Origin of the sequence: Desulfosporosinus sp., from assembly GCF_014237355.1 — a bacterium.
Classification (GTDB): domain Bacteria; phylum Bacillota; class Desulfitobacteriia; order Desulfitobacteriales; family Desulfitobacteriaceae; genus Desulfosporosinus.
The window spans coordinates 104316-129411 of record NZ_JABZFS010000038.1; the positions used below are offsets into that span (position 1 = coordinate 104316).

Consider the following 25096-nt stretch of genomic DNA (forward strand, 5'->3'; position numbering starts at 1 on the left):
TCGCTAACGCTCAGGATGACAAACTAATTTCTTGTTCATCGTGATACTGGTAACGCATAGGAATTCCGAAACGTAATGACGAACAAAAGGTCCCACAACCATTAGTTGCGGGACCTCTCTTGTTCGTAATAAGGAAGCAAAACAACCGTCCCCTTGCTGCCTTACTATCATCGGACGGTCGCACATGAAATGTGCCGTCTCCCCATCCGTTCTACGTTCTTCGTTCTTCGTTCTTCCGTTCTTCAAGCCCGGGACGCAGTATGAGACAGCGTGACGTCTATACGTAAGCAGAAAAGCAAACTTCCGTTCCGGCTTCTGACCCCAGAGACGGGGCAGTGTACAGGGATGTACACTGCCACCAGTGAGCCAAGGACGGCTCATCTGGTGGGAACCCCGCTCCCCAAAGCCGGAAGCTGGAACGGTTAGTTTGCTCTGCGTCGTATGACAGAACGATGGGTCATACAAGTCAAATACTAAACGTATGGTTTCCAATTTCCTTAATAACAGTACGGCTCTTGATCCATTTATCTGTGGCAGTTCTTGGATTGTAGTAGAATATTGCCCCATTTGTCGGATCCAGACCAGAAAGGGCTGCTTCGGCAGCTTTATGAGCCTGATCATTGGGGTCTAAATGAATTTGCCGGTCATCAACTGCTGTAAAAGCTCCAGACTGATAAATGACCCCTTTTATCGTATTTGGAAAGCGAGGATCATTTACACGATTAAGGACGACAGCCCCGACGGCCACTTGTCCTAAGAAATCTTCTCCCCGAGCTTCCCCATAGATGACACGGCTTAGTAATTCAACCTCTTCCTCAGAGACCAAACGTCCTAGGCCACGTGAGTGGATTTGAGAAGAGGATGCGGAAGCTGTTCTTTGGTGCGCTTGTTTCAGAAGTTCTGCTTTTCTTTCCGACAAGGTACTGATAGAAGGTTCCTCAGGTAACTCTGTGTCTGGGTTTACGATTATTTCATAGGTTTGAATCGTTTCCTTAGGTTCTGATAAAGGAACTTCTCCTGAATCAGCTGTTTGGTAGACTTGCTTATAGACCGCAGCAAAGGTTGGAATGCTCCGTATTATATTCGCCCACCACGGTGTAAAGGTTACTTGTTCAGCCGCTTCCTCAGCAACAGACTTCTCTTCTTGGCTTACTTGCCACGGTATCATCAGGACATTCCTTGAATAATCCTTCACATCCATTGGCCGAAGCAATTCAACTTTTCCCTTTGTTTCTAAGTTTGGCACCCATAAAGGTTGTCCTTCTCTAATTTGATTGGGCCTTTTTACCTGGTTAAGCTTGACGAGTTGATCAACCGTGGTTTGATACTTTTGGGCCAACTGCCATAGAGATTCTCCACGCTGGACCACGATTTTCGTCGTGGCTATTGAATTGAGCCCCTGATTATGTGCATTGTTAAATGTTTCGTTTCCTAGTCCTAGAACAGGATAAATATTGACTTGCCACAGAAACAAGCATAATATCCCGCATAGGAATGTCGCCATGGACTTCCGACATCGCCGGTGTGGTAATAAAATAAAAATCACCTCTTGAATTTAGACTATTTCTAGTCTTTCCCAATTGAGGTGAGTTTTATAACCGCCTAAATCTTTATAGGAAATAATTGTAAAGCACTATAGCCTCTCCTGTCATATCCTACTAAGTAATACATATTATTATACAGACTAAGCAAAGATAATTTAGTCTTGTCTTTTTGCTTGTCAACTTGGTAAGTGAGGTGAGGCTAACGAGTATGAAGGCTTTATTTAAAAACCTATTGCTGTCGTTTTCTCCTCCAGAAGAAGACCCTCCAAGCGAGGAAGAACTCCTTCTTGCAGAGATAGAAGCAACAAAACAAAAAATAGACTATGCCTGGAACCGCCTGGATCACGCTGACCCGGAATACGTTGAAATCGCTGTGCTCGAAATTCTGCTCGCAGAGACTCAATATGGAATTCTTAATAAACGCTATCGGTTAATGCTTGGCTTAAAGGATGAAACCCCTCACTTTATGACGTCTGCTAAGGCATTATCGTCTCTAGAGAGGAATTGTCAAAACCACGCCTTATATAGATATATGTTAGAGCCTAAGCCAGAAAATTCCCGAAACAAGGCAGACTCTAGCCTCGGTTCCGGACTTTCATCGTAACATTAACATCCATGCAGACGTTGTAGGGGCAATTCATGAATTGCCCCTAAGGTGTTTTCGAGCTTATTCATTCTGCGGATAAAATTCGTCATGCATAAGAAAAATACATAAATTTTACTATATATTATATTACTTTTGCATACTATTAAAGAAAGCTCCGCCGAATTCTTCGGCGGAGCTTTTTCTTACGCTAGTATCTTTAGTTGAACCAGTTCTCTCTGTCTGTATGTTGAACTAGTTCACTTAGTCTGAACGAATTACTTAAGTCCCCTCAACAATACATCCACGATTAATTGATGATCCTTTTCCTCTAAAGGTCCCGAAGCCATAAAGATCCTATGTTTGCAGAACTGCTCTAGGGCTCCTGTGATACAATACATGGCTAATTCTTCATCGAGGTCTGGTCGAAACTCTCCATTTTCTTTAGCGACTTTAACCATCTCTTTATAATAGCCAAAAATCACCTCTTGGACCGCCATATGATGGACACGGATTTCTTTGGAGAGTATTTTAACCTGCATGGCAAGGTGCATAACGTCCATATGATTGCTTAGAAATTTAGCGGTAAAGCGAGAGCAATTCAGGATTTTTTCCTCAATCGTTTCCCCTTTGTCAATGCTCTCTTTCAGCCCAAGGCTAAACTGATCGACACTGAACTTTAGGATTTCCTCAAATAGCCGATCTTTACTTTCAAAATATTCGTAAACAGTTCCTTTACCAATGCCCGCCTCTTTGGCGATATACTCCATCTTAGCGCCGTCGAAGCCGTGTTCAGAAAAAACTCGGATTGCAGCTTTCAGGATATCTATCTGTTTTTCTTCTCGCGACGCCGTAGATACCATCTCCTTTTAAACAAACGCGTTATGTTCGAGGCTCTTTGAGCCTCAGTCTTAAAGAGGTTGTTACAAAATTGTAAAATTCGCAGGATAATCGTCCTATCTGGAATCACACGGGGCAATTCCCCTGTCCTTACGTTCGGGGTCGAGCCTCGGGCCTCGTGCCTCTCATTATACTGAATGCGTAATCTGAGCAGCCTTCATCTTACGTTCCCTTTTTCGTTTCCTGGAATCTCGAATATCTTCAAAAATCGTATAAATAACTGGTACAAGCAACAGGGTTGACAGTGTAGAGAGTGCAAGTCCAAAGATTACGACAATTGCCATGGGTGCCATACTTTCTGATCCTTCCCCAATTCCTAAGGCCATGGGGATAAGACCCAGGATGGTCGCTAAAGTGGTCATCATAATCGGCCGTAAACGAATGGGGCCTGCGTTTTCAATGGCTTCCTCCCGTTCTTCTCCCCGTTCTCGGCGTTTAATAATATAATCCACCAAGACGATAGCATTACTGACGGCTATACCTACTAAGAGAATCAAGCCGATAAACGAGGGTACGCTTAAGGTTGTTCGAGTAATGAACAGGCCCAGCATTCCGCCGGAAAATCCCATAGGGAGGGATAAAATAATCGTAAAAGGGTGTAACAAGGATTCGAACTGAGATGCCAGAATCATGTAAACGAGCAGAATCGCCAGTATTAGGGCGAGCCCTAAATCCGCAAAGGATTCCATCAATTCTTTATTCTCACCCAATACTTCATAGGTATACCCATTGGGGAGCTGATAGTCTTTTAATTTAGTTTCAATATCCAGGGTGATACTACGTAAATCACGGTTAATAATTTGACTGGTAACATGAACGACGCGGGTCTGTCCCGTGCGCTCGATCTTTACCGGACCGCGTCCCATCTCAATTTCAGCTACTTGACTTAGAGGAACGGTGATCCCAGACATTGTAGGAATCGGCGTTTGTCCTAGATTCTCGAGACTCGTTTTAAAGGTTTCATCCCCACTCAGTACGACATCAATTTCCGACCCTTCATATCGGTAAGTTGTTGCAGTAGTCCCGGAAATGGTCCCCTTGACAGCCTGAGAAATCTGGGCCGCTGATAAACCATATTGGGAAGCATTCTGACGATTAACTTTGACGACAACCTCGGGAACCCCGTCTGTCATGCCCGTTTTGACTTCACGGGTTCCGTCAACCGAGGCGATAATCCCTTGGATCTCGGATCCAATCCTCTTGAGTTCGTCGAGTTCTTCCCCCTTGATAGCAATATCAATCGGCGTTTGGGAACCACCCATTTGCATATTATCCGTAATTGTGACCTTAATCTCAGCACCAGGAATGTCTTTTATCAAAGAACGAATTTCATCGCCCACCTCTTCAACACTCCGTTGTCGAGCCTTTAAATCCACGAGTTGGACACTGAGGGAACTGGTATTAGCGGTATCCCCTCCGAGGGAAAATCCACCATTGGTCCCAATTTGGGTAAAGACGGTTTTGATCTCCGGGATTCCCTCCAGTTTCTTCTCAATTTGATTAACCGTGGCTTCCGTATCCTTAAGCTTTGCCCCATCCGGCAGAGTCGTATTAATTGTTAATTGGCCGACATCCGAAGCGGGCATGAACTCTGCGCCTAAGCTGAAAGCGGAGGCACTTGAAACGACAAAGACCACTGTCGCAATAATCATCACAGTCTTGCGATGGTGCAAGGCATAGTGTAAAAACCTTTTATAGAGGGCTTCAATTCGCCCAAAGATCCGGTCAAATCCGCGGCTAAAGCGGTCAACTAGCCCTTTAAGTCCAGTCCGACCCTCTGGAACAGCTTCCGTTTTCATCAATTTGGCTGAAAGCGTCGGAACTAGGGTTAGGGAAACGAGAAGGGAAGCCAGAAGGGATACAGCAAAGGTCAAGGCTAATTCTCTAAAAATGGTAGCTACAATTCCTTCAACAAAGACGATGGGGAGAAAAACTGCGACTGTCGTCAATGTCGAAGCGAAAACTGCCATCCCAACCTCGGACACCCCTTTAATAGCCGCCTCAAATTTTGAGTATCCTTCCTGGCGATGTCGATGAATGTTTTCCAGGGCTACGATATTATCATCCACCAAGCGTCCCATGGCCAGAGTCAGCCCGCCAAGGGTCATCATATTAATCGTGATCCCTGCAAAATAGAGGACCGCAAAGGTCGCCATCATAGCAATCGGGATCGCTGTCGCGGTGATAAAGGTGGTTCGGATATTATGGAAGAAGAGAAAGACCACAACGATGGCTAAGATTCCACCCAAAATAGCTTCGTTTTTGACAGTTTGAATGGATTTATTAATATCAAGAGACTGGTCCATTACTGTTTTAATCTCTAAGTCCGGGTATTCTTTAGCAAATTCGTCGATTGCTGCTTTAACCCCATCGGCCACTTTGACCGTATTTGTCCCTGATTGTTTTTGAACAGCAATACTTACGCTTTTTTCGCCGTCGGCTTTGGTAATGGCGTTAACGTCCTTATGTCCTATGCCTACCTCGGCAATATCTTTTAAGCGGATCTGTCCTCCACTAGGCAGGGGAATCATAAGTTCTTTAATTTCATCGATGGATTCAAACTCACCGGTTGTCCGGATCGTAAGTTCCTGAGTTCCCTTTTGAACCTGTCCTCCCGGGGAATTGCGATTCTCTGCACCAATGAGTTGCGCTAAGGAATTGATAGTCAAGCCATAACCGTTCATTTTCTCTAGATGGGTTTTAATTTCCACTTGGTCTTCATACCCACCGATAACTGAAACAGAAGCAGCCCCGGACACCCGCTCGAGCTGAGGTTTAAGCTCATCCTCCGCGATAGCTTGCAACTTGGCAAGATCTGCGTCATGTCCATTCAGAGTCAATATGACAACAGGCATTGCCCCTATGTCAAGCTTCATGACCATCGGATCCCCAGCCTCAGAGGGTAAACGACTCTTGATCTGATCAACCTTCTCCCTCATTTGAAGAGTGGCGAAGTCCATGTCTGTGCCTGACTTAAACTCCGCTATGACAATGGAACTCCCCTCGGAGGTTGTCGATGTCACCGTTTTAATATTTCCTACCGTAGAAACGGCTCCTTCTAAAGGACTGGTGATAAGTTTCTCGATTTCCTGAGGACCTACCCCAGAATACTGGGTTACCACGATGGAAACAGGAATTTCAATGTTCGGCATGAGATCGATGGGAAGGCGGGTCAGAGATATAAAGCCCAAAAGAATGATAATAAGCATGGTCATGATGGCTGTTACTGGGCGTTTAACCGAAACTTCGACTAGTTTCAAGACTCTTCCCCTCCCACAACCTTCACCTTATGGCCCTCATCAACTAAGGTTTGTCCTTTAATGATTACCTTATCCCCTTGGGCTAATCCTTTAACTATTTCTATGTCCACCCCCGTATCAAGGCCTGTAGTGACCTCTTTAGAGACGGCTTTGTCGTCTTGAACAACATAAACAATGGTCTTTTCGTTTTTGAGAACGACGGCCTCGCTTTTAACAGCCATAACATCGGCCTTCTCATCCGTGGCCAGTTCAACTTTGGCAAACATGCCTGGTTTGATCAAACCTTCAGGATTATCCAAAGTGATTTTAACTGGATAGAGGCGAGTTTGAGGATCAGAAGCAGGGCTGATATAATCGATTGTTCCGACAAAGCTTTTCTCAGACGCCGAAGGGACTGTGACTTTAACAACTTGATCTTTTTTCAGGCGGTTCACTAAGTTTTCGGCTACGCTGAGGGAGCTATAGAGAGTACTAGAATTCGTCAGGCCAATGGCTGCTTGGGCACTGGAAGCCATGTTTCCGACTTGAACATTAACTTGAGAGACCACTCCGTCTACTGGGGCGGTCACAGTTGCATTATCTAACGCCTCCCGGGCTTGAGTAAGTTGAACCTCGGCAAGCTTCAGGCTGCTGTCTGACGCCTGAACACTCAATTGTTCAATCTGACCGGCAAAGGAAGATTCTAATTCCTTAAGGCCCAACTCTGCTTGGTCAAGTTGAACCTTCGATGCTGCACCAGCATCAAAAAGGGCCTTTGTATTAGCCAAGGTCTTTTGAGCATTGGCAATTTTTTCTGCAGCGAGTACTTTAGTTCGCTCCAGAGAAGTTTTTGCAGCCTCCCACTGATCTTTGCTGGTTTGATAGCGAGCCTCAGCTAATTGATAGTTATTATTCATATCTGTGGTTTCGAGGGTAAAAAGCACCTCGCCTTTATGTACGGCATCTCCGACTTTCACGTTCACGAATTCTACCTTACCGGGAATCTTAGGAACGACGGAAACATCGGTCTCTGATGAAATTTTGCCACTTAAAATAGCAGTATTGATGAGCGTCTTCTTGCTAGCAACTTCCACTTCCACCGGTATGTATTTTTCTTCTACGGCTTCAGTAGGCTGACTCCCACTGCATCCAGCCAGTAATCCCAGCGCCATCAACGCCATGAGTAGGATCAGGATCTTTCTCAATTTCCCAGTTTTCTTTTCCAACGCCTATCTCCTCCACTTTACCTATGTATAGTCCATGTCTCCAAAACCGACTGTTCGGTCACCATTTAGTTATACATTGAATACACTCTAAAATCAAGACATGTGGAGTATTAATTTACAAAAATATGAGCAACTCATCCAGTTTGATGAGTTGCCCATATTTTGTGCACTTAGAAGATTGTCCTGTCATCCAGAGGGTTAGCGAAGGATCTAGATCCTTCGCTAACCCTCTGGATGACACGGCCTTGAGTTGCACTAATTGCAATAACGAGATTCTTCACTGCGTTCTCGTCCCAGCTCTCATCCCGTTCCGGGTCTGGGTTTTGGTTCTTGTTTTGGTTCTTGTCCTGGTTCCGGTTCTCGTCCTCGTCCTGGTTCCTGTCCTCGTTCTGGTTCTGGTCCTGTTTCTTGTCCACGAATGTTACGCCATAGCTCGACGAGTTGTTTGACGCTCTGTAAGAAAACAGCAATAAAGCGGAAGGGGTTCTTCCTCATCTCCTCGAGACTAACCGCTACTTCATTCACCGTTTCGCCTACTTGTTCACTGGTCTGTCTCACGACGCCGGTAACCGCTCGGACATCTGACAACAGATAGGGTAAATGAGTATTTATATCCTGCACTGTTTGCTTTGCTTCATTGGTGAGTTTCCGCAGGGAGCGAAACCAAAGCATCACTTCGATGCCGATCACTCCTAAAATGATGGTAGCAACAAGGGCACACACTTCATAAATCATCGATCTCCGTCCCCCCAGCTCAGATTCCTAGCTCCTATTGTCTAACGCCTTTCTCCTAAAACCTTAATCGCTTGACCATAGTCCGGATCACCAGGTCTTATGGTTTTCCTCTCATTGATCCGGTGGCTAACCCCAAAGGACTGTACCTTTGATGTGCCTGAGATTTCTTGATACTCTCGTATGGTATGTGCGATGGCCAGGCCTCCCTCTTGTAAGGTCTGGCCCCTAACTCCAAGGATAGTAGGATGGATAACTAGCCAGTAAGTCGTATCTGGGTTTAACTCAACTTCAGGAATTACTTGAACAGAGGTGCCTCCAAGGGGTTTAAACTCTGAAAGCACCCTTTGCCCTGTTATGCTATTAATCAGCTCGATACTCGAATTATTCACGCTCTGCCAATCTACCTCTGCAGAGAAATCTACCCTGAATTTCTTATCAAGTGGGATCTCGGATAATTCAGCCACTTGACCGTAGCTGGAATAATAATGGATATAATCTGAGGACAGTTCATGGGAGCTTGTCGGAACAATACCAGACAGTTCTCCCCAAGCTTCCCAATAAGAGTCGGTTCTAGCCAGGGCTTGTGCTTGTGAAGAATTGGTTAACATCAGTACCGCAGCCTTAAGGGCATCTGAGTGCTGAATAGTGACGTTAGGGCTGACCCCTACTTTATCAATTTCATGCCCTTCCGGAGAATAAAAGTGGTCTACTGTCATTTTAAGCACTCCCCCATTCTCCAGAGGAAACATGCTCTGAACCGTTCCTTTGCCATAGGTCGTCGTTCCAACCAGGGCGGCCTTGTCGTGATCTTTGACTGCTGCGGCTAGAATTTCAGAGGCACTGGCACTGTTTTCATTGATGAGAACGATAATCCGTTGATCCATTATCCAACCTGGATCCCGAACCTTATAAGGATATAGAATGCCTGTGCGGTCTTTGATTTGTACTGCAACGTCAGGTCCAATAAAAAAGCCTGCGAGATCAAGGGCTGAGCTTAAGTACCCGCCTCCGTTATCCCTTAAATCCACAATCCAGCTGTCGACATTTTGGTCTTTTAATTGATCAACTAAGGTCTTGAATTCCTCTGGGGTATCGTTTCCAAAGGAATTGAGATCTAGATAGCCGATATGCTCACTAAGCACTTGACCAGTCACTGTAGGTTCGTTCACTGCTCTGCGTGTGACCTGTAAATCCTGAGTTTCAGTCCCTCGCTTCACATGGAGCTGAACTGTGCTTCCTTCAAGACCCCGCAGCAAGCTTACTGCCTCTTCCGAACTAAGTCCCGCTAGGGATAGTCCATCAGCTCGAATAATCACATCACCAGGTTTTAACCCAACCTCCTCCGCCGGAGAGCCAGCAATGACGGATAATACCTTAACTCCTTCTGCTAACATCTCAATATGAATTCCAATCCCAGTAAAGCTCATATCGATAGTTTCGAGGAAGTCCTGGTATTGCTCTGGAGTGAAATACATTGTATGAGGGTCTCCCAGCCTTTCCAGCATTTCTTCGATAGTTGGAGCATTCAAGATCTCCTTTGAAACAACCTCGACATACTGAGTTCGAAGGAGGGAACGAATTTCAGGCAAGACATCCTCAGATGCTTTAACTGTTGTCGCTGTACTCAGCATCATGATTAAAAGAATTAGAATGTGAACAAATCCGTTATTATATGCCCGCTTAGTCAGTAATCTTGCTTTCATGTTATCTTTCCTCCAAGTTCTTAGACCTTTCCCTGACTTAGAGATTTCGACAGATAGTTAAGTTTATCCTTTGGCTTTTTAAAAGTTCTTTTAAAGTGTATTGTCATCCTAAGCGATAGCGAAGGATCTAGATCCTTCACTCGTGCCTCCTTCAGGATGACACGCAGGATGACACGGCCCTTGAGCTCCTATCGTAACAATGACAAAAGCGCTGGGTTTTTCATTGGATCTGTGGTGCCGCGCAGCAGCAAGGGATCTAATACGTTAAAAAAATGCCCCCCATAGTTTCTCGAACTAGAGAGAGCATTTTCACACCCTGAACCTTAGATTATTATGTGTCATTATATCGCCTTCCGTTTTGTTATTACGTCACCAATGGTATTTATGGTTCCTTCCAAATTACTTACAGTATACTTCAGATTATCAGTCTCATCTCTATGTACTTGACTGTTCTGTTCTATAGCCTTTACAACTAAATATATCTCATTTTGTCTTAACTCTAAACTGTCCATTCTTAAATCCATCTTAGATTCTAAGCTATTCACTCTAGTATCTAGATTATCTACTTTAAAGTCTAGATTATCCACTTTAGAGTCTAACTCATTAAGCTTTTTGAGTATTAACTCAAGTGTTCTTTGACTTTCTTTTTCCACAGTCTCACCACCTCTCTCGCAAAATTATAACAGCCTAAAGCTGTACCAACAAGATAAATCTTGCCCAAACATAAAGGAAAAGGCCGTAAACAACCTTTTCCTTAATATCAACCTATTATCCTTATCCGTTTCTCATGTTATCTCGGCCTCTTTGCCCTCCTGAGCCACCTCGGAAATCGTTGCCTTTTCTCCTCGACCAGGTATCCGCTTTTTGACCATAGCCGTCGCGATAGTTTCCTTGTTGAGGTCTAGCATTATTTCCCATAGGGCGTCTATTGCCCATGCCTCTTGCCCGAACGGGAGCGGCTTCTGTCAAGCGAACTTCGACGTTATCAGGTTCTTTAGTGATGATCTTTAGGGCTGCAGATAAAAGGGTCACAGAATCGTTTTCTGCCAGTAACTCTTCAGCTACGCCTTTATACTTCTCGATATCTTCTTCGGCGATAACACGTAAGATCTCTGTCATGGTTAAGCGCTGCTGACCTTGGACGGCTTCCACGATAGTCGGAATCGGTTTACGTATGATTCTGCGTTTAATTACGGATTCAATCAGTCGCAGCATACCTATCTCCCGAGGGGTGACTAAGGTAATTGCTAAACCTGATTTTCCAGCCCTACCCGTACGGCCGACTCGATGGACGTAACTTTCGGGATCTTGAGGGATGTCAAAGTTGAAGACGTGGGTTACGCCGCTAATATCGAGTCCCCGTGCAGCAACGTCGGTAGCGACCAAAACTTCGATAGTGCCGTCTTTAAACTGTCTCAAGACGCTGTCTCTCTTGCTTTGAGTCAAGTCACCGTGAATTCCTTCTGCGGAATAACCGCGTTTGCTTAAGGCCTCAGAAATCTCATCTACGCGACGCTTCGTTCGTGCGAAGACAATGGACAGATCTGGGGATTGAATGTCTAATAGTCGGGATAAAACATCAAACTTCAGTCTTTCAGTAACCTCAATATAATGCTGTTCAATATCTGAAACCGTAACCCCTGTTGCTTTAATACTAATCAGCTGAGGCTGTTGCATAAAGCGCTGAGCGATATTTTGAATCTGTCTGGGCATGGTAGCCGAGAAGAGCAAGGTTTGACGTTCTTCTGGGATTTCCTTGAGAATCGTTTCGATATCATCTAAGAAGCCCATGTTCAACATCTCATCTGCTTCGTCCAGAACAACGATCTTAATATCATTAAGACGAATCGTCTTTCGTCTCATGTGATCCATTAGACGTCCTGGGGTTGCTACAATGATATGGGGTCTCTTCTTAAGAGCCCGGATCTGCCAATCGATGCCCTGTCCTCCGTAAATAGGTAAGGCATGGATCCGTTTAAACTGGCCAATCTTATTTAGTTCCTCCGCTACTTGCACGGCTAGTTCTCGAGTAGGGGCTAGAACAATCCCCTGAATATGCTCAGCTTGCCCTGAAATCCTCTCCGCTAAGGGAATACCGTAAGCCGCTGTTTTCCCCGTTCCAGTTTGGGCCTGCCCAATAAGATCTCTGCCCTCCATCGCAATGGGAATCGTCTGTTCTTGAATAGGGGTTGTTTCTTCAAACCCCATGTTTACTATCGATCGAATAATAGACTCGCTTAATCCTAATTCTGCAAATGTCGCCAATACGTTCAGTCTCCTTTTTTGTTTGTTATATTCTTTAAGTTTTCCAATTGCGTCCTTATCTATAACTGCGAACAATAACTGTGAAGAAAAAATCTTTATTAATCTATCAATTAACTTACCGCCGAAACAGAACATCCGCGATAGCGCGTGAGTTTCGCCAACGAGGGAATAGACGCTTATGGCACCAACTATATATTATACCATAGTTATCCATAATTAGAAAGAGACCTTACCTAAAAGAATTCTTTTCCTGTCCTATCCTTCCTGTTAACTCTTCTTAAACTTCTTAAACTTCTTATCTTTAATTTTACCCCTACTCACGTAACTATTCACTGTTACTGATCTAAAGTTTACATATTTTAAGGATTTCTAAATAAAGGCATATTTAAAGGACCCCCGCGTCCGGAGGTCCTAATTGCGCAAGTCAATGGTTCAAAGGGTCTTATGACTTACAAAATAAAATTAGCACTAAAGATTACGAAAGTCAAGATAAATCCACTGATATCGTCCGAAGATTGTGGATATATGGATATTTGCTTTGAATAATCAAGACATTCCTTTCAAAAACCACTCGTAATTGCTCTTAGCATTAAACAAATCGATTTGTTTTGTCTTGACCGTATTTTCTTGGGCCTGATAATCCGTGGTTGCTTTATCCATGTCTAGCTTAGAAATCATCCCTAACCCCATCTTAAGTTGAGCTTCTGAAAGCTTTACTTTTTGATCCGCAAGGCTCTGTTCTGCTAAACGAAGATCGCTTTGCACTCTTGCAATGTTGTCAACCATTGAGTAATAGGCTGTCGTTAAAGTGTCTTTCGTCTGGGTAAGCTTTAAGTTTGCATTAGTTACATCATAAGCTGCCTTTTTATATTGTTTAGATGAGACTCCATTATCCTTTTTTGCTCTATTAAGGGCAGATTGGGAGATTACTATCTGTTGTTCTATTAATTTTATCGAATAACTGTTTTCCAGAGCCATTTTTAAATCTGCTTCTTTATCTTTAATGCTAAATTCTATTTTATCCAAGGGAATACTTGCAATTACCACGTCATTACCCTGATCATTGATCAGACTTTTTATTTCACGTTCTTTGGAATCCTGTAGAAACTTTGTACTTTCAAGTTTAGTTTGCATATCAACTAACGTTGTCTTTAGATCATTCATACTATTGCGGGATACCAGACCCAAGCTCTCTTGCAACTGCATCGCTACTAATTGATTTTGCATGGTATCCATTGCCATGGAAAGACTAGAGGAATCCAACTTCGACTGATTATATTCTATGTATTTGCTTTCTGCTTTACGGATCAGTGAGTCATTATTTATCGAGGCTTTAAGATCGGCCATAGCTTCTAAGGTAGGTCGATCAACTTGAGTTCTTTCTAGTTGTTTAAGTGTTTCGAGGAGTATGCGTTTTTCTGCGTTTAGGCCTATAAGTGCTCCCGGTATACTGCCCAACTGATCTCTATCATCATCGATCTCATCAAGGTCATCCTCTAAATCTCGGATATCTCTCTTGAGACTTGAAAAGTCTACGTAAGCTTTCAGTCGTTCGTTCTCATTAATTTGAACCTCTAAATTGTGCTCAGTGATGATACCTTTAAGATCTTCAAAGGTTATTGTTCTCGATCCCGTACTGTCAGCAAAGGCCATAAAAGGTTGCCCCAAAATTAACATGGCTGATAATAGTGATACTCCAACTAGTTTTTTCATATGTAAACTCCCTTTCCTGTTACCTATGTGCTTATTGTAGTTTACAAATTTTCTGATGTCAATTGTAATTCGACAGAGGCCCTTCGCCTAAAGGCGAAAGACCCCTTTTATTCGCAGTGCAAACCATTATCTTAATACTTATTTTAATGTAGCTTGCTTTAGTAATTTTCCCTCTTTAGCAACTATGATATCTATGGTTCGATCAGGATACTTTTCCTTTATGACCTTGCTGTATTTCTCCACAACTTGGTCTACCGACAGTTCCTGCTCATTATTTATTTCAATATCAACGTTGACAGCACGTTGTTCTCCTTCTACTACCTGAACCATAACGCGTTCAATTCCTTTTTCCGACTCGAGTTGTTTCTTTAGGTCATCATCACTCTCAAGTTTATTCGTAGGCTGTGGTTTTTCTTCTTTCAATTCTGTTCCAAGATTAGGTCCATTTTTCTCTTGAGTTGATTTGGAATCAGAACAACCTGTAAGAAAAAGAAACATTGTTATTAAACCTATTATTACTAACCATTTGCATTTTAACATTTGTTTTAATGCCTCCTCCCTTTTTACATGGTAGATTCTAACAGATGTCGTTTCAGATGTAAAGTTGCTTTGATGGGAGGTCAGATTTTTCATGTATCTGATACAGAGGAGACTTCATTGAAAATTAACAGCTAAGTTAGTGCTAAAACTATATTTGCATTGTATCTTTTAACCATAGAATTATTTTATTTCATATAAATAGAGTTATATCTCGTTCGGAGAACATACGAAAATATTCTGTTTTAAATAATTAATGGAAATTCACCCAATATAATTGAAATGTAATTTATGGTTCACTATGTTAATCTCTATTTACGGCAAAAGAAAAATGACCAAATAATCCAACGTTTTATTTTCTTGCCTTTTATCTTGCTCTAAAAAGTACCCACTGGGCTGAAAATAGCATTTTCAGGGAGGGACGCTTCCATGAAATCCAGTGGAATATTTTTAGATAATGCGCAATGTCTAAACATTTAACTTCTTTTAAGAGAGGAGGAGGAGCGAAAAAGTATCTCTATAAGGAACCATAGTCCACTAATTAAAAACTGTTCAAATTTGAGAGGAGAAATTCATTACATGAAGAAAACGAAAAAAGCCTTAGCAACCCTAGCTATCGCAGGTATGACATTAAGCATGATCCCTTTTAATGTTTTCGCTGCTTCACCAGTTCCAACCCGTATCGCAGGTGTAACTGCTGAACAAACTGCTGTGCAAATTGCTGAACAAACTGGCTATACCGGTAAAGCAATCCTTGCATCCTCAACCTCTTATGGTATGGTTGATGCATTAACCGCTGGTCCTCTAGCTGCTTCCTTACAAGCTCCTATCCTGTTGACCGGAGCTGGAAACACACTGAACGCTGACACTAAAGCTGAGCTCACCAAACTTGCGGTTAAAACCGTTTATGTAACAAGCGGAACTGCTGTTATTAAACAGGGTGTTATCGATGAGTTAAAAGCTATGGGTATGGAAGTTATTGAACTTGGTGGATTTGACCGTGCTGAAACATCCGTAAACATCGCTAAGAAAATGACCGGTGTTACCAAAGTTGCCATCGCAAACACTGTACCAGATGCACTCTCCATCGCATCCGTAGCCGCTGCTACTAACCAACCAATTCTCTTAACGAATAAAAATGCACTTCCTTCAAGCGTCGCTGACTACTTAGCAAGCGCTGGAGTTACATCCAGTGATGTTATTGGTGGAACAGGCGTCATCAGTGATGCAGTCGTTGCTGGACTCCCAGGTGCAACTCGTCACTTCGGTATGACTGCTTATGACACCAACAACCAAGTTATCCAAGACTTTGCAGCTAGCATCGAATTTGACAATGTGTATGTCGCTAATGGACAAACTGGCATTGATGCTCTTGCAGGTGCTCCACTTGCAGCTCAAACCAAATCTGCTATTGTACTCACAGATGGCAAATCCGTACCTGCTGCTGCAGCTTTCACATACAGCAAATCCCCAGTTGGCGCTGTCGTAACTGCTCTCGGTGGTACAGCAGTTGTTCCTGAAGCTGTTCGCGCTGGCGTTGCTGCTGGACAAGTTACGAGTGTACCTGGTGAGTTGGCAATTGTTTCCGTAAGTGCACTTAACGACGCTAACAGTGTATTGCAAATTGCATTCAGCAAACCTGTTACAAGTCTTGATCGCGGAGATGTCATTATTGAAAACTCTAAGACTTTAGCTCGTTATGGTGTAGAATCAGTATCGCTACTTTCAGGGGGTATGATCGCTGAGCTTAAATTATATGAAACCACCGCAGGTGAAAAGGTATTACAAACCAATACTGATTACAATGTAACAGTAAAGGCTAATGGTTCGACTCTAACTGCAAAGTTCAATCGTGGCGACTGGAGAGAAGCAGCTATTACATCCGTTAGCTCAGAAGATAAAGAAATCGTAATCGATGGTATCACTCTAGAAATTAAAGATCCGAAATTTGACTATCAAAATGCACTTGGGCGCACAGCTCGTGTATGGTTTAACCAAAGCAAAGAAGTAAACAATATTGTTTACACTGATCAAGTAGTTAAGTACGATGCGATTGAAGTTACTGGTGCCAAAAAAATAAAACTTATGACAGAAGACAAGAAGTATGACGTTGCTGAGAAAAATTTTCTTATCTATGATGATGGCACCTTAATCAATTCTACCACTACAGTAGGTACTGAGACTATCGTTAATAATCAAATTGATCTAGCACTTTCACCTGTAGGTACCCAATACAATTTTGCTAAAATTGTTTATGACAACAATGGTGATATTAAATTTGTAAGTGCATACGATTTTGCGAACTACCTAGTAGTTTCAGAAGTAGAGGGAGATATTGTTATCGGTGTTGAGGGTTCTGGTGAATTTGATGCTGGAGACGCTATTATCGTTAAAAATGGTGTAGAAATCACACTTGATAAACTTCAACCTGGCGATATCTTGTACTACAGCACCTCAGCAAGAGGCGGAGACGGTCTTGCTGAAGTGTTAAGTAATACTGTAACAGGTGAAATTGACTCAGTATACCAAGATTCGATTGAAGTTGATGGCCAAATTTTTGACTTCTTAGCCGCTTCTGCAGACTTTGGTAATGCAGATTATATCAATGAAGATGGTGATCTAGCTGAAATTGATGATTCCGATGTTGCTGAAGAGTTACAAGCAGCTGGCGAAGTTGTATTGAATTTCGACAGAAAAGGTGATCTAGTATTTGTTGGCGGAGACGTTGCTGAAGTAGCAAGTTCCAGTAGCTTCGGCTATGTTGAAGAAGAGACTGATATTACTGGTTACATGCAAGCTGGAAAATCGCGCTTACAGATCTCACTAGTTGACGAAAATAAAGAAACAAAGAGTTATGACATTATTCTGGAAGATCTTGATACTATTACATTCAATGGTGTTGAGTATGATGTTGATACAACTCCTGACGCAGCAGGCGAAGCGTATTTTGCATTAGCTACTGCCAATCCCAACGGAACTTATCAAGATCTCCAACTCATTGGCGGTACAGTTGCGGTTCCCTCAACAATCGATACACTTAACCTCAATACTTTTGCTGGTCTTCTCAATGTCGAATTAGATGATAGTGGCAACGTGGTTGGTCTGGAGTACTCCACAAACCCTGTAGCAATCACAGTCCTCGCTGCTAACTCTGTTGAATCTGGTGATAAGTACGCTGCTGGTAAACTAATTCAAAGTAGTACTCTAGTATTTGAAGTAAATGCTAGCAATGAAGTTAAAAAGGTTTCTAAGTGGAGCGACCTTAGCGGATTTGAAGTTACTGTTGGAGAGGTATACTTTGACACAAGCAACAAAGCCGAAGTAATTGTTGCTAGAGCTACTAAAGCTGCTGACGTAGAACAGAAAAAGGCTTATGTTACAGACGTACGTCATAATTCAGATGGTAACGTGGTACGAATCACAGCCATAATTGACGGTGAAGTTGCTGTGCTAACCGCTGATGGACTAGCGAGTGCCGTAACTGAAGGCGATGTAGTAATGTTAGACATTAATGAAGGTTCTAACGAGATCGCAGTAATAGGTACAGTTAACGATGCAGCTTATGTTGTAAGCGCAACACTTGCCGCTGCTGGCCCTGGCGTAACTCCTGTCAATGTTGGGGATCGCGAAGTAACATTGCTCGGGGACGCTACTCCTTATGAGCTTGTAAGTGGTGGAATCGTTATCGACGCAACTGACCCAGATGACGTAAAAGTTGTACCGTTTACAGATCTAACTGATGTTACGACTGAAACGATAACTGTTATTTTGGGTGCTTCTGGTTCACACTTTGCCCATACAATCATTATCGAGTAAAACCATTACTGGTGAGAAGTAGCTAATGGCTTCTTCTCACCAAGATCCTAAGGACACTGAGAAGTGTATCTTGACAATATATAAAGGGACCACTTTAGACTAAAGTGGATCCTGTAAAATAGACAGTGAGAAAAAGAGGCTTATAGTCATAATTTAACTGACTCTGTTTTACAGGGTCTTTTTTTGTTGTAAGCGGTGGATCAAGTAGCGTAGCATATAAAACTTGCCTAGATCTTCAGTTATGATATGCTCCTTTGTGGTAGACAGTTTAAAAAATAATAGTGTCTATTACAAGGAGAAGCCTTTTTATGTCCCGCAAAGCAAAATATTAGGTCCAGAAAAGATAGTAGCTATTAAAAAATATATTCGTAGGGAAGATTCACTTAATCATATAGCCACTCTGCTATATGTTTCCTGTCAATCCATCAAACAGCTTCAAACTTATCAATCTCTAGGGTTAAATAGGCCTGCTTAATGCATCCAAGAATACTTACTTATCCCGCAGAATTCAAGAATACAGCTGTCAAGGATTATCTGACTGGTGGCGGTTCTCATATTGAAATAAAAAATATGTATTTAATCAACTTGCCAGTTACGTAACTCATAAGAAATTGAAAACTTTTGGAACAGGAACGACAATAATGACTAAAGGACGAGCAACTGCCTATGATGATAAAGTTGAAACAATCAAATACTGTATTGAACATCAAATCGGCTATACCGAAACAGCATATAGATTTCAGGTATCCTATCAGCAAGTTTATTCTGAACAAATAAATACTTATACTATGGTGTGGGCAAACTTCAGGACAGACGTGGAAAAGGAAAATCTGAAGATGGTGGTGTCCGATGTGGAGAAACTAAGGGCACAAAACAAGCTACTAGAGGCTGAGAACAGAACAAAACAGATAGAGATACATTTACTAAAAAAGCTGGACGATATGAAAGGAGACGGTTCTAAGCCAGGCAAGATATGAAACTATATATCTATCATTACGTGATCTGAATGAGACAGAATCCCTATCCTACAGTGAACCTTGTGAAATTATTGGTATTCAACGTTCTTCGTATTATATATGGCTAAACAGGAAAGAAAGTGATAACGAAAAATTTAACAAGGAACTGCTTTCAAAATACTTACGATAAGAAATGGAATTCTTGGATACCGCCAGATGACAATCAAACCACCGTCATAAGGTTAATCGTAAACGGATCTACAGACTCATGCATATCTTAAATCTTAAATCCGTATGCCGCAGGAAGCGAATGAATTATATCAAATCAAGGCCTGAAATTACGGCGGAAAATATCTTAATGGAAAATCCAATAGATTAACACAAACGTGTATCTAGTGCAATTCTTTCAAATAATGCCTAGTCTTGACTTTAAGAATGATCCGTCTCTTCTTGAGATTCTAATGCTTTGGTCCCCTAAACTTCCAGACACTGTCTCAATAAAGGTAATTCAATTTTGATTTTATTATGCCCAGTTACTAGTATGTAAATGTAACAGGGTTTTATTTTTGTACGCACCCTTTTATTAAGCACTTGTAAGTGCTTAATAAAAGGGTGCGTAGTCAACCCAAATCATTCATGAGACAATATCCCCATAAAAACCTTACATGGAGGTATAGTTGTAGTGGAAAGAGTGAAAAAGAAGCCCTAGTTGCCGAATGCCGTCCTAGTGGTATTTCGGCAAAGGAATGGTGTGAAGCCAAGGGAATTAAGTATCGTAGCTACATTGACTGGGCATCCAAAATTAATAAGGAAAAACGCCAATGTCCAGCAGGGGTTTTGCAATGGGCAGATGTCACGATCACTAAACAAGAGTATAGCTACGGAGAAGTTAAACTCATCTGTGGTAAATGGATAGTCTCCGTAGAGAGCGACTTTAGTCCTACATTACTAGCGGATGTGCCTAAGGTTCTCGATGCAGTATGTTGAAAGACATTTCAAGTTCCGACGGGATATATTTAGCCTGCGGAGCAACCGATCTTAGAAGTTCAGTAAATGGCCTGGCAATTATCATTAAACATGACTTTAAGATGGACGTATTCGGTAATTTTCTCTTTCTATTCTGCAACAGAAAGCGAAATCGATTGAAAGGATTAAGCTGGGACAGCAATGGATTTGTCCTATACTACAAAAGGCTTGATGGCGAAGGGGCTCGTTTAAGTGGCCTAAGGATCCTAAGGATGTCAGAGACATCACCATTAAGCAACTCCAGCTCCTTATGGACGGACTTTCTATTGATCCTCCTAAAGGATTTGGTGAGATAAAATCGAGAGATTTCTGCTAAAAAATCACCCCGAAAATAACTGGGATAAAAACCCGCAAACCCTTGAAACGACTGGTTTTCGAGGGTTTTTTATGGTATAATTTAACTATGAAAAATGTAGATTTAACAGGCCTAGCGCCCGAAATAATTGCATATATTACAAAGCTCGAATCGCAAGTTAAAGAACAGTCAACCCAGCTTGAGGTACAGACCAAAACCGTCGAAAATCAGAAGGTTCGCATTGATAAGCTGATGACCATGCTGGCCAATTTCCAAAAGACCTTATACGGTCATTCCAGTGAGAAAAGCAAGTATGTACTGGGTGAAGATCGCAACCAGCTTTCACTGTTTAACGAAGCGGAAGCCGAGGCCAATCGAAACGCTCCGGAACCGAACAAAGTATCAGTTGCCGGACATACTCGGAAATCGAAACGCACTAAGGAAGAACTGGCAGCGGATCTTCCCGTAGTGGAGATTCTTTGCGAACTAAATGAGGATGAGCAAGTTTGTGAGAAATGTGGCAGCGAACTTCGGGTGTTGGGCAAAGAGACTGTCCGTGAAGAATTAGAAATCATACCGGCACAAATACGGTTACTCCGTTACATACGACAAAGCTTTGTCTGCAAGCGTTGTGAGAAGGAAACAGGCGTTGCAACGATTATAAAAGCCCCTACTCCGGCTCCTGTCATTAAAAGAAGTCTTGCATCAGCATCGACGGTAGCCCATGTCATGTATCAAAAATATGTCAATGGCATGCCCTTGAACCGGCAGGAAAAAGACTGGGCATATCAGGGAGTGATGCTTTCTGTTCGCCGATACGAAAAAGGGAGCTCAATCGAGTGCAATCGTCTATAGCATTGTTGAATCAGCTAAAGCCAATAGTATCAACCCATACATGTATCTCGTGCATATTTTTCAAAAAATGCCTAGTCTAGACTTTAAGAATGATCCGGCTCTTCTTGAGAGTCTAATGCCATGGTCCCCTGAACTCCCAGACTACTGTCTCAATAAAGGTAATTGAATTTTGATGAAGTGTTGTTATACCCGGTTACTAGTATGTAACCGGTTTTTTATGTACGCACCTTTTTATTAAGCACTTACCGCTTACCTACAAACAATTCTGCATTAACCTGAAAAAATGTTAAAAGAGTCTTTCGTCTATTCAAAGACAAAAGACTCTTTTTTAGATTATTAGGATTAACACACTTCGGTGTTCAGTAAGATCCTAGGGAGGAAGCAACTAATGAGCTACTTCCTGCAAAACATAGTGTTCTTACTCGATAATGATTGTTTGGGCAAAGTGTGTACCTGAAGCGCCTAAAATAACAGTTATCGTTTCAGTCGTAACATCATTTAGATCTGTAAATGGTACAACTTTTACGTCATTAGGGTCAGTTGCGTCGATAACGAATCCACCACTCTCGAGCTCATATGGAGTAGCGTCACCAAGTAATGTTATTTCGCGAGCACCAACATTAACAGGAATTACGCCAGGGGCAGCAACAGCAAGTGTTGTTGGAGTCGTAACATAAGCAGGATCGTTAACTGTACCAATTGCGTCAATCTCGTTAGAATCTTCATTAATGTCTAACATTACTACATCGCCTTCAGTTACAGTACTTGACAACTCATCAGCAGTTAGTGTTACCTCTTCACCGTCAATGAATGCTGTAATTCGTACAATGCCATCTGAATTACTGCGTACGTCTGTAACATAAGCCTTCTTCTGTTCTACGTCAGCAGCATTAGAAGTTCTAGCAACAATTACTTCAGCTTTGTTGTTTGTGTCAAAGTATACCTCTCCAACAGTAACTTCGAATCCGCTAAGGTCGCTCCACTTAGAAACCTTTTTAACTTCATTGCTAGCATTTACTTCATACACCAGAGTACTACTTTGAATAAGTTTACCAGCTGCGTACTTATCTCCAGATTCAACAGAGTTAGCAGCGAGGACGGTGATTGCTACAGGGTTTGTGGAGTACTCCAGACCAACCACGTTTCCACTATCATCTAATTCTAGATTGATAAGGTCGTTGAAAGTATTAAGGTTGACCGTGTCAATTGGTGCGACAGGTCCAAGTACACTGCCGATACCGGAAAGTTGTAGGTCTTGATAGGTTTGGTCTGCATTAGGCGTAGCTAACGAGAAATATGCTTCGTTTACTGCGTCAGGTGTTGTATCAACATCATACTCATGACCGTTAAATGTAATAGTATCAAGATCTTCTAAAACGATGTCATAATTCTTAGTATCTTTATTCTCGTCAATTACTGAAAGTTGTAAGCGTGCCTTTCCGGCTTGCATATAACCAGTAATATCCTCCTGCTCTTCAACATAACCGAAGTTACTTGAACTGGCTACTTCAGCAACGTCTCCGCCTACAAATACTAGGTCACCTTTTCTATCGAAGTTCAATACAACTTCGCCACCCGCTTGTAGTTCTTCAGCAATATCAGAATCATCAATTTCAGCAAGATCTCCGTCTTTATTGATATAATCCGCGTCACCAAAGAGTGGTGAAGCTGCTAAGAAGTCATAAGTTTCACCTTCAACTTCAATTGCATCTGAGTAGACTGTATCAATTTCACCTTTAACTGTATTGGATAATACTTCAGCTAAGCCATCATTGCCTCTTGCACTGTTGCTGTAGTAAAGGATATCTCCCGCTTTGAGGGCTGAAGGAGCAATTTCAGTACCATTTTTAACGATAACAGCATCTTCAGCATTGAATTCGCCTGATCCATCAACACCAACAACTACATCGTTGTCAACGCTATCTACTACTAAATAGTCTTGCCAATCATATGCTCCTACGAATACAACATCGCCATCACTGTCAAAGACGACTTTAGCGAAGTCAAACTGTGTACCTACAGGCGCAAGTGCGAGATCGATTGCATTATTAACTGTAGTTACAACAGGAGGACCCGCTACAGTAGTAGTAGAATTTATACGTGTGCCATCATCATAAATGAGGAAATCTTGATCAGCAACGTCATACTTCTCATCTTCAGTAAGTAGTTTGATTTCATTAGCTTTAGTTACTTCAATTGCATCATACTTAACAACTTGCTCAGTGTAAGCAATATTGTTTACTTCTTTGTCTTGGTTGAACCATACACGAGCAGTACGTCCTAATGCATTTTGATAGTCAAATTTTGGGTCTGTAACTTCTAAAGTTATACCAGCGATTACAATTTCCTTATCTTCTGAGTTGACTGACGTAATAGCTGCTTCTCTCCAGTCACCACGATTAAACTTTGCAGTTAAGGTTTCACCGTTTGCCTTTACAGTTACATTGTAATCAGTATTGGATTGGAGTACTTTTTGACCTTCAATGGTTTCATATAATTTAAGTTCAGCAATCATACCACCAGAAAGCAACGATGCTGTTTCTACGCCATAACGGGCTAATGTTTTAGCGTTTTGAATAACGATATCTCCACGATCAAAAGAAGTTACAGGCTTAGTAAATTTGATTTGCAAAACGCTGTTTTCATCGTTAAGTGCGCTTATAGAAACAATTGATAATTCGTTCGTTACAGGTGTAACTTTACCAGCGGCTACACCAGCACGGATAGCGTCAGGAACAACAGCCGCACCACCAAGAGCAGTTACAACAGCACCAACTGGAGACTTGCTGTATGTGAATTCAGCTGCAGCAGGAACGGATTTTCCGTCTGTGAGTACGATAGCAGATTTTGTTTGAGCTGCAAGTGGAGCACCTGCGAGAGCGTCAATACCAGTTTGGCCATTAGCAACATAGACATTGTCGAACTCGATGCTAGCAGCGAAGTCTTGGATAACTTGGTTGTTGGTGTCATAAGCAGTCATACCAAAGTGACGGGTTGCACCTGGAAGTCCAGCTACTACTGCATCACTGATGACGCCTGTTCCACCGATAACATCACTGGAGGTAACTCCAGCACTTGCTAAGTAATCTGCTACGCTTGAAGGAAGCGCGCCTTTGTTGGTTAAGAGGATTGGTTGGTTAGCAGCAGAAGCGATAGCTGCAATGGAGAGTGCGTCAGGTACGGTGTTAGCGATGGCAACTTTGGTAACGCCTGTCATTTTCTTAGCGATGTTGACGGATGTTTCAGCACGGTCAAATCCACCAAGAGAAATAACTTCGATACCCATAGCTTTTAACTCATCGATAACGCCTTGTTTAATAACAGCGGTTCCGCTTGTTACATAGACGGTTTTAACTGCGAGTTTGGTGAGTTCAGCTTTAGTAGAAGCATCTAATGTGTTTCCAGCTCCGGTTAAAAGGATAGGAGCTTGTAAGGAAGCTGCCAAAGGACCAGCAGTCAAAGCATCAACCATACCATAGGAGGTTGAGGATGCAAGGATTGCTTTACCGGTATAGCCGGTTTGGTCAGCGATTTGTACTGCGGTTTGTTCAGCAGTTACACCTGCGATACGGGTTGGAACTGGTGCAGCAGCGAAAACATTAAAAGGAATCATGCTTAATGTCATACCTGCGATAGCTAATGTAGCTAAGGCTTTTTTAGTTTTCTTCATGTAGTGAATTTCTCCTCTCGTCATTGGATCTCT

The 25096-nt window shown here is 42.3% G+C and carries 18 protein-coding genes and 2 pseudogenes; 8 read left to right on the forward strand and 12 right to left on the reverse strand.

All coding sequences use genetic code 11. From position 1 onward, the window contains the following. Positions 1-3: 3 nt before the first annotated feature. Both HGJ98_RS07655 and HGJ98_RS07660 read right to left on the reverse strand, forming a co-directional pair. Positions 4-492 carry a hypothetical protein gene (locus HGJ98_RS07655; protein WP_291350463.1) on the reverse strand — a complete coding sequence of 163 codons (489 nt, stop codon included), beginning with the start codon at positions 490-492 and terminating at the stop codon, positions 4-6. Beyond that, on the reverse strand, positions 467-1504 hold the full coding sequence (locus HGJ98_RS07660) for a cell wall hydrolase (protein WP_291350592.1): 1038 nt from the start codon (positions 1502-1504) through the stop codon (positions 467-469). The genes HGJ98_RS07655 and HGJ98_RS07660 overlap by 26 nt, the downstream gene beginning before the upstream one ends. Positions 1505-1752: 248 nt before the next feature. On the opposite strand from HGJ98_RS07660, the gene HGJ98_RS07665 reads away from it, so the two are divergent. Next, positions 1753-2148, forward strand: a complete 396-nt coding sequence (locus HGJ98_RS07665) for a hypothetical protein (RefSeq protein WP_291350464.1) — start codon at positions 1753-1755, stop codon at positions 2146-2148. A 257-nt stretch (positions 2149-2405) separates the two neighbouring features. Here the strand turns inward: HGJ98_RS07665 and HGJ98_RS07670 are convergent, their stop codons facing one another. The 9 genes from HGJ98_RS07670 to HGJ98_RS07710 form a co-directional block, all read right to left on the reverse strand. Next, positions 2406-2990 carry a TetR/AcrR family transcriptional regulator gene (locus HGJ98_RS07670; protein ID WP_291350465.1) on the reverse strand — a complete coding sequence of 195 codons (585 nt, stop codon included), beginning with the start codon at positions 2988-2990 and terminating at the stop codon, positions 2406-2408. A 165-nt stretch (positions 2991-3155) separates the two neighbouring features. Beyond that, on the reverse strand, positions 3156-6287 hold the full coding sequence (locus tag HGJ98_RS07675) for an efflux RND transporter permease subunit (RefSeq protein WP_291350466.1): 3132 nt from the start codon (positions 6285-6287) through the stop codon (positions 3156-3158). Beyond that, positions 6284-7447, reverse strand: a complete 1164-nt coding sequence (locus HGJ98_RS07680; protein ID WP_291350593.1) for an efflux RND transporter periplasmic adaptor subunit — start codon at positions 7445-7447, stop codon at positions 6284-6286. Before HGJ98_RS07680 ends, HGJ98_RS07675 begins: the two co-directional genes overlap by 4 nt. A 345-nt stretch (positions 7448-7792) precedes the next feature. Next, positions 7793-8227 (reverse strand): procyclic acidic repetitive family protein, encoded by a 435-nt coding sequence (locus tag HGJ98_RS07685; protein WP_291350467.1) that lies wholly within the window; start codon positions 8225-8227, stop codon positions 7793-7795. Positions 8228-8268: 41 nt separating this feature from the next. Then, positions 8269-9930: a S41 family peptidase gene (locus HGJ98_RS07690; RefSeq protein WP_291350468.1), complete on the reverse strand. Its 1662-nt coding sequence runs from the start codon at positions 9928-9930 to the stop codon at positions 8269-8271. Positions 9931-10271: 341 nt separating this feature from the next. After that, entirely contained in the window at positions 10272-10583 is a 312-nt protein-coding gene (locus HGJ98_RS07695; protein WP_291350469.1) for a M domain protein, read from the reverse strand. Between the two features lie 121 nt (positions 10584-10704). Then, positions 10705-12195 carry a DEAD/DEAH box helicase gene (locus HGJ98_RS07700; RefSeq protein WP_291350470.1) on the reverse strand — a complete coding sequence of 497 codons (1491 nt, stop codon included), beginning with the start codon at positions 12193-12195 and terminating at the stop codon, positions 10705-10707. Positions 12196-12741: 546 nt separating this feature from the next. Continuing rightward, on the reverse strand, positions 12742-13908 hold the full coding sequence (locus HGJ98_RS07705; RefSeq protein WP_291350471.1) for a TolC family protein: 1167 nt from the start codon (positions 13906-13908) through the stop codon (positions 12742-12744). Between the two features lie 138 nt (positions 13909-14046). Then, positions 14047-14448 (reverse strand): hypothetical protein, encoded by a 402-nt coding sequence (locus tag HGJ98_RS07710; RefSeq protein WP_291350472.1) that lies wholly within the window; start codon positions 14446-14448, stop codon positions 14047-14049. A gap of 576 nt (positions 14449-15024) precedes the next feature. Here HGJ98_RS07710 and HGJ98_RS07715 point away from each other — a divergent pair. From HGJ98_RS07715 to HGJ98_RS22395, 7 genes and pseudogenes are all read left to right on the forward strand, one after another. Continuing rightward, a complete protein-coding gene (locus HGJ98_RS07715) occupies positions 15025-18261 on the forward strand; it encodes a cell wall-binding repeat-containing protein (RefSeq protein ID WP_291350473.1) in 3237 nt (1078 codons plus the stop codon). A 641-nt stretch (positions 18262-18902) separates the two neighbouring features. Continuing rightward, entirely contained in the window at positions 18903-19238 is a 336-nt protein-coding gene (locus HGJ98_RS07720) for a hypothetical protein (RefSeq protein WP_291350474.1), read from the forward strand. 223 nt (positions 19239-19461) lie between these two features. Then, a pseudogene (locus HGJ98_RS22385) lies at positions 19462-19596 on the forward strand (hypothetical protein); the annotation flags it as partial. Between the two features lie 257 nt (positions 19597-19853). Continuing rightward, entirely contained in the window at positions 19854-20204 is a 351-nt protein-coding gene (locus HGJ98_RS07725; RefSeq protein WP_291350475.1) for a hypothetical protein, read from the forward strand. Continuing rightward, positions 20198-20539: an IS66 family insertion sequence element accessory protein TnpB gene (tnpB, locus tag HGJ98_RS22390; RefSeq protein WP_367142694.1), complete on the forward strand. Its 342-nt coding sequence runs from the start codon at positions 20198-20200 to the stop codon at positions 20537-20539. The genes HGJ98_RS07725 and tnpB overlap by 7 nt, the downstream gene beginning before the upstream one ends. A 107-nt stretch (positions 20540-20646) precedes the next feature. After that, a pseudogene (locus HGJ98_RS07730) lies at positions 20647-21345 on the forward strand (IS66 family transposase zinc-finger binding domain-containing protein); the annotation flags it as partial. Between the two features lie 49 nt (positions 21346-21394). Further along, complete coding sequence (locus tag HGJ98_RS22395) at positions 21395-21559, forward strand: transposase domain-containing protein (RefSeq protein WP_367142698.1); 165 nt, start codon at positions 21395-21397, stop codon at positions 21557-21559. Positions 21560-21811: 252 nt separating this feature from the next. On the opposite strand, the gene HGJ98_RS07735 is transcribed toward HGJ98_RS22395, so the two are convergent. Beyond that, positions 21812-25063 carry a cell wall-binding repeat-containing protein gene (locus tag HGJ98_RS07735; protein ID WP_291350476.1) on the reverse strand — a complete coding sequence of 1084 codons (3252 nt, stop codon included), beginning with the start codon at positions 25061-25063 and terminating at the stop codon, positions 21812-21814. Positions 25064-25096: the final 33 nt, after the last annotated feature.

What these genes read in the sequence shown, in the direction of transcription:
- HGJ98_RS07660 (WP_291350592.1), bottom strand. Translation starts at nt 1,504, where the DNA reads ATGGCGACATTCCTATGCGGGATATTATGCTTGTTTCTGTGGCAAGTC.
- HGJ98_RS07665 (WP_291350464.1), top strand. Translation starts at nt 1,753, where the DNA reads ATGAAGGCTTTATTTAAAAACCTATTGCTGTCGTTTTCTCCTCCAGAA.
- HGJ98_RS07670 (WP_291350465.1), bottom strand. Translation starts at nt 2,990, where the DNA reads ATGGTATCTACGGCGTCGCGAGAAGAAAAACAGATAGATATCCTGAAA.
- HGJ98_RS07680 (WP_291350593.1), bottom strand. Translation starts at nt 7,447, where the DNA reads ATGGCGTTGATGGCGCTGGGATTACTGGCTGGATGCAGTGGGAGTCAG.
- HGJ98_RS07685 (WP_291350467.1), bottom strand. Translation starts at nt 8,227, where the DNA reads ATGATTTATGAAGTGTGTGCCCTTGTTGCTACCATCATTTTAGGAGTG.
- HGJ98_RS07690 (WP_291350468.1), bottom strand. Translation starts at nt 9,930, where the DNA reads ATGAAAGCAAGATTACTGACTAAGCGGGCATATAATAACGGATTTGTT.
- HGJ98_RS07705 (WP_291350471.1), bottom strand. Translation starts at nt 13,908, where the DNA reads ATGAAAAAACTAGTTGGAGTATCACTATTATCAGCCATGTTAATTTTG.
- HGJ98_RS07710 (WP_291350472.1), bottom strand. Translation starts at nt 14,448, where the DNA reads ATGTTAAAATGCAAATGGTTAGTAATAATAGGTTTAATAACAATGTTT.
- HGJ98_RS07715 (WP_291350473.1), top strand. Translation starts at nt 15,025, where the DNA reads ATGAAGAAAACGAAAAAAGCCTTAGCAACCCTAGCTATCGCAGGTATG.
- HGJ98_RS07720 (WP_291350474.1), top strand. Translation starts at nt 18,903, where the DNA reads ATGACTAAAGGACGAGCAACTGCCTATGATGATAAAGTTGAAACAATC.
- HGJ98_RS07725 (WP_291350475.1), top strand. Translation starts at nt 19,854, where the DNA reads ATGAGACAATATCCCCATAAAAACCTTACATGGAGGTATAGTTGTAGT.
- tnpB (WP_367142694.1), top strand. Translation starts at nt 20,198, where the DNA reads ATGTTGAAAGACATTTCAAGTTCCGACGGGATATATTTAGCCTGCGGA.
- HGJ98_RS07735 (WP_291350476.1), bottom strand. Translation starts at nt 25,063, where the DNA reads ATGAAGAAAACTAAAAAAGCCTTAGCTACATTAGCTATCGCAGGTATG.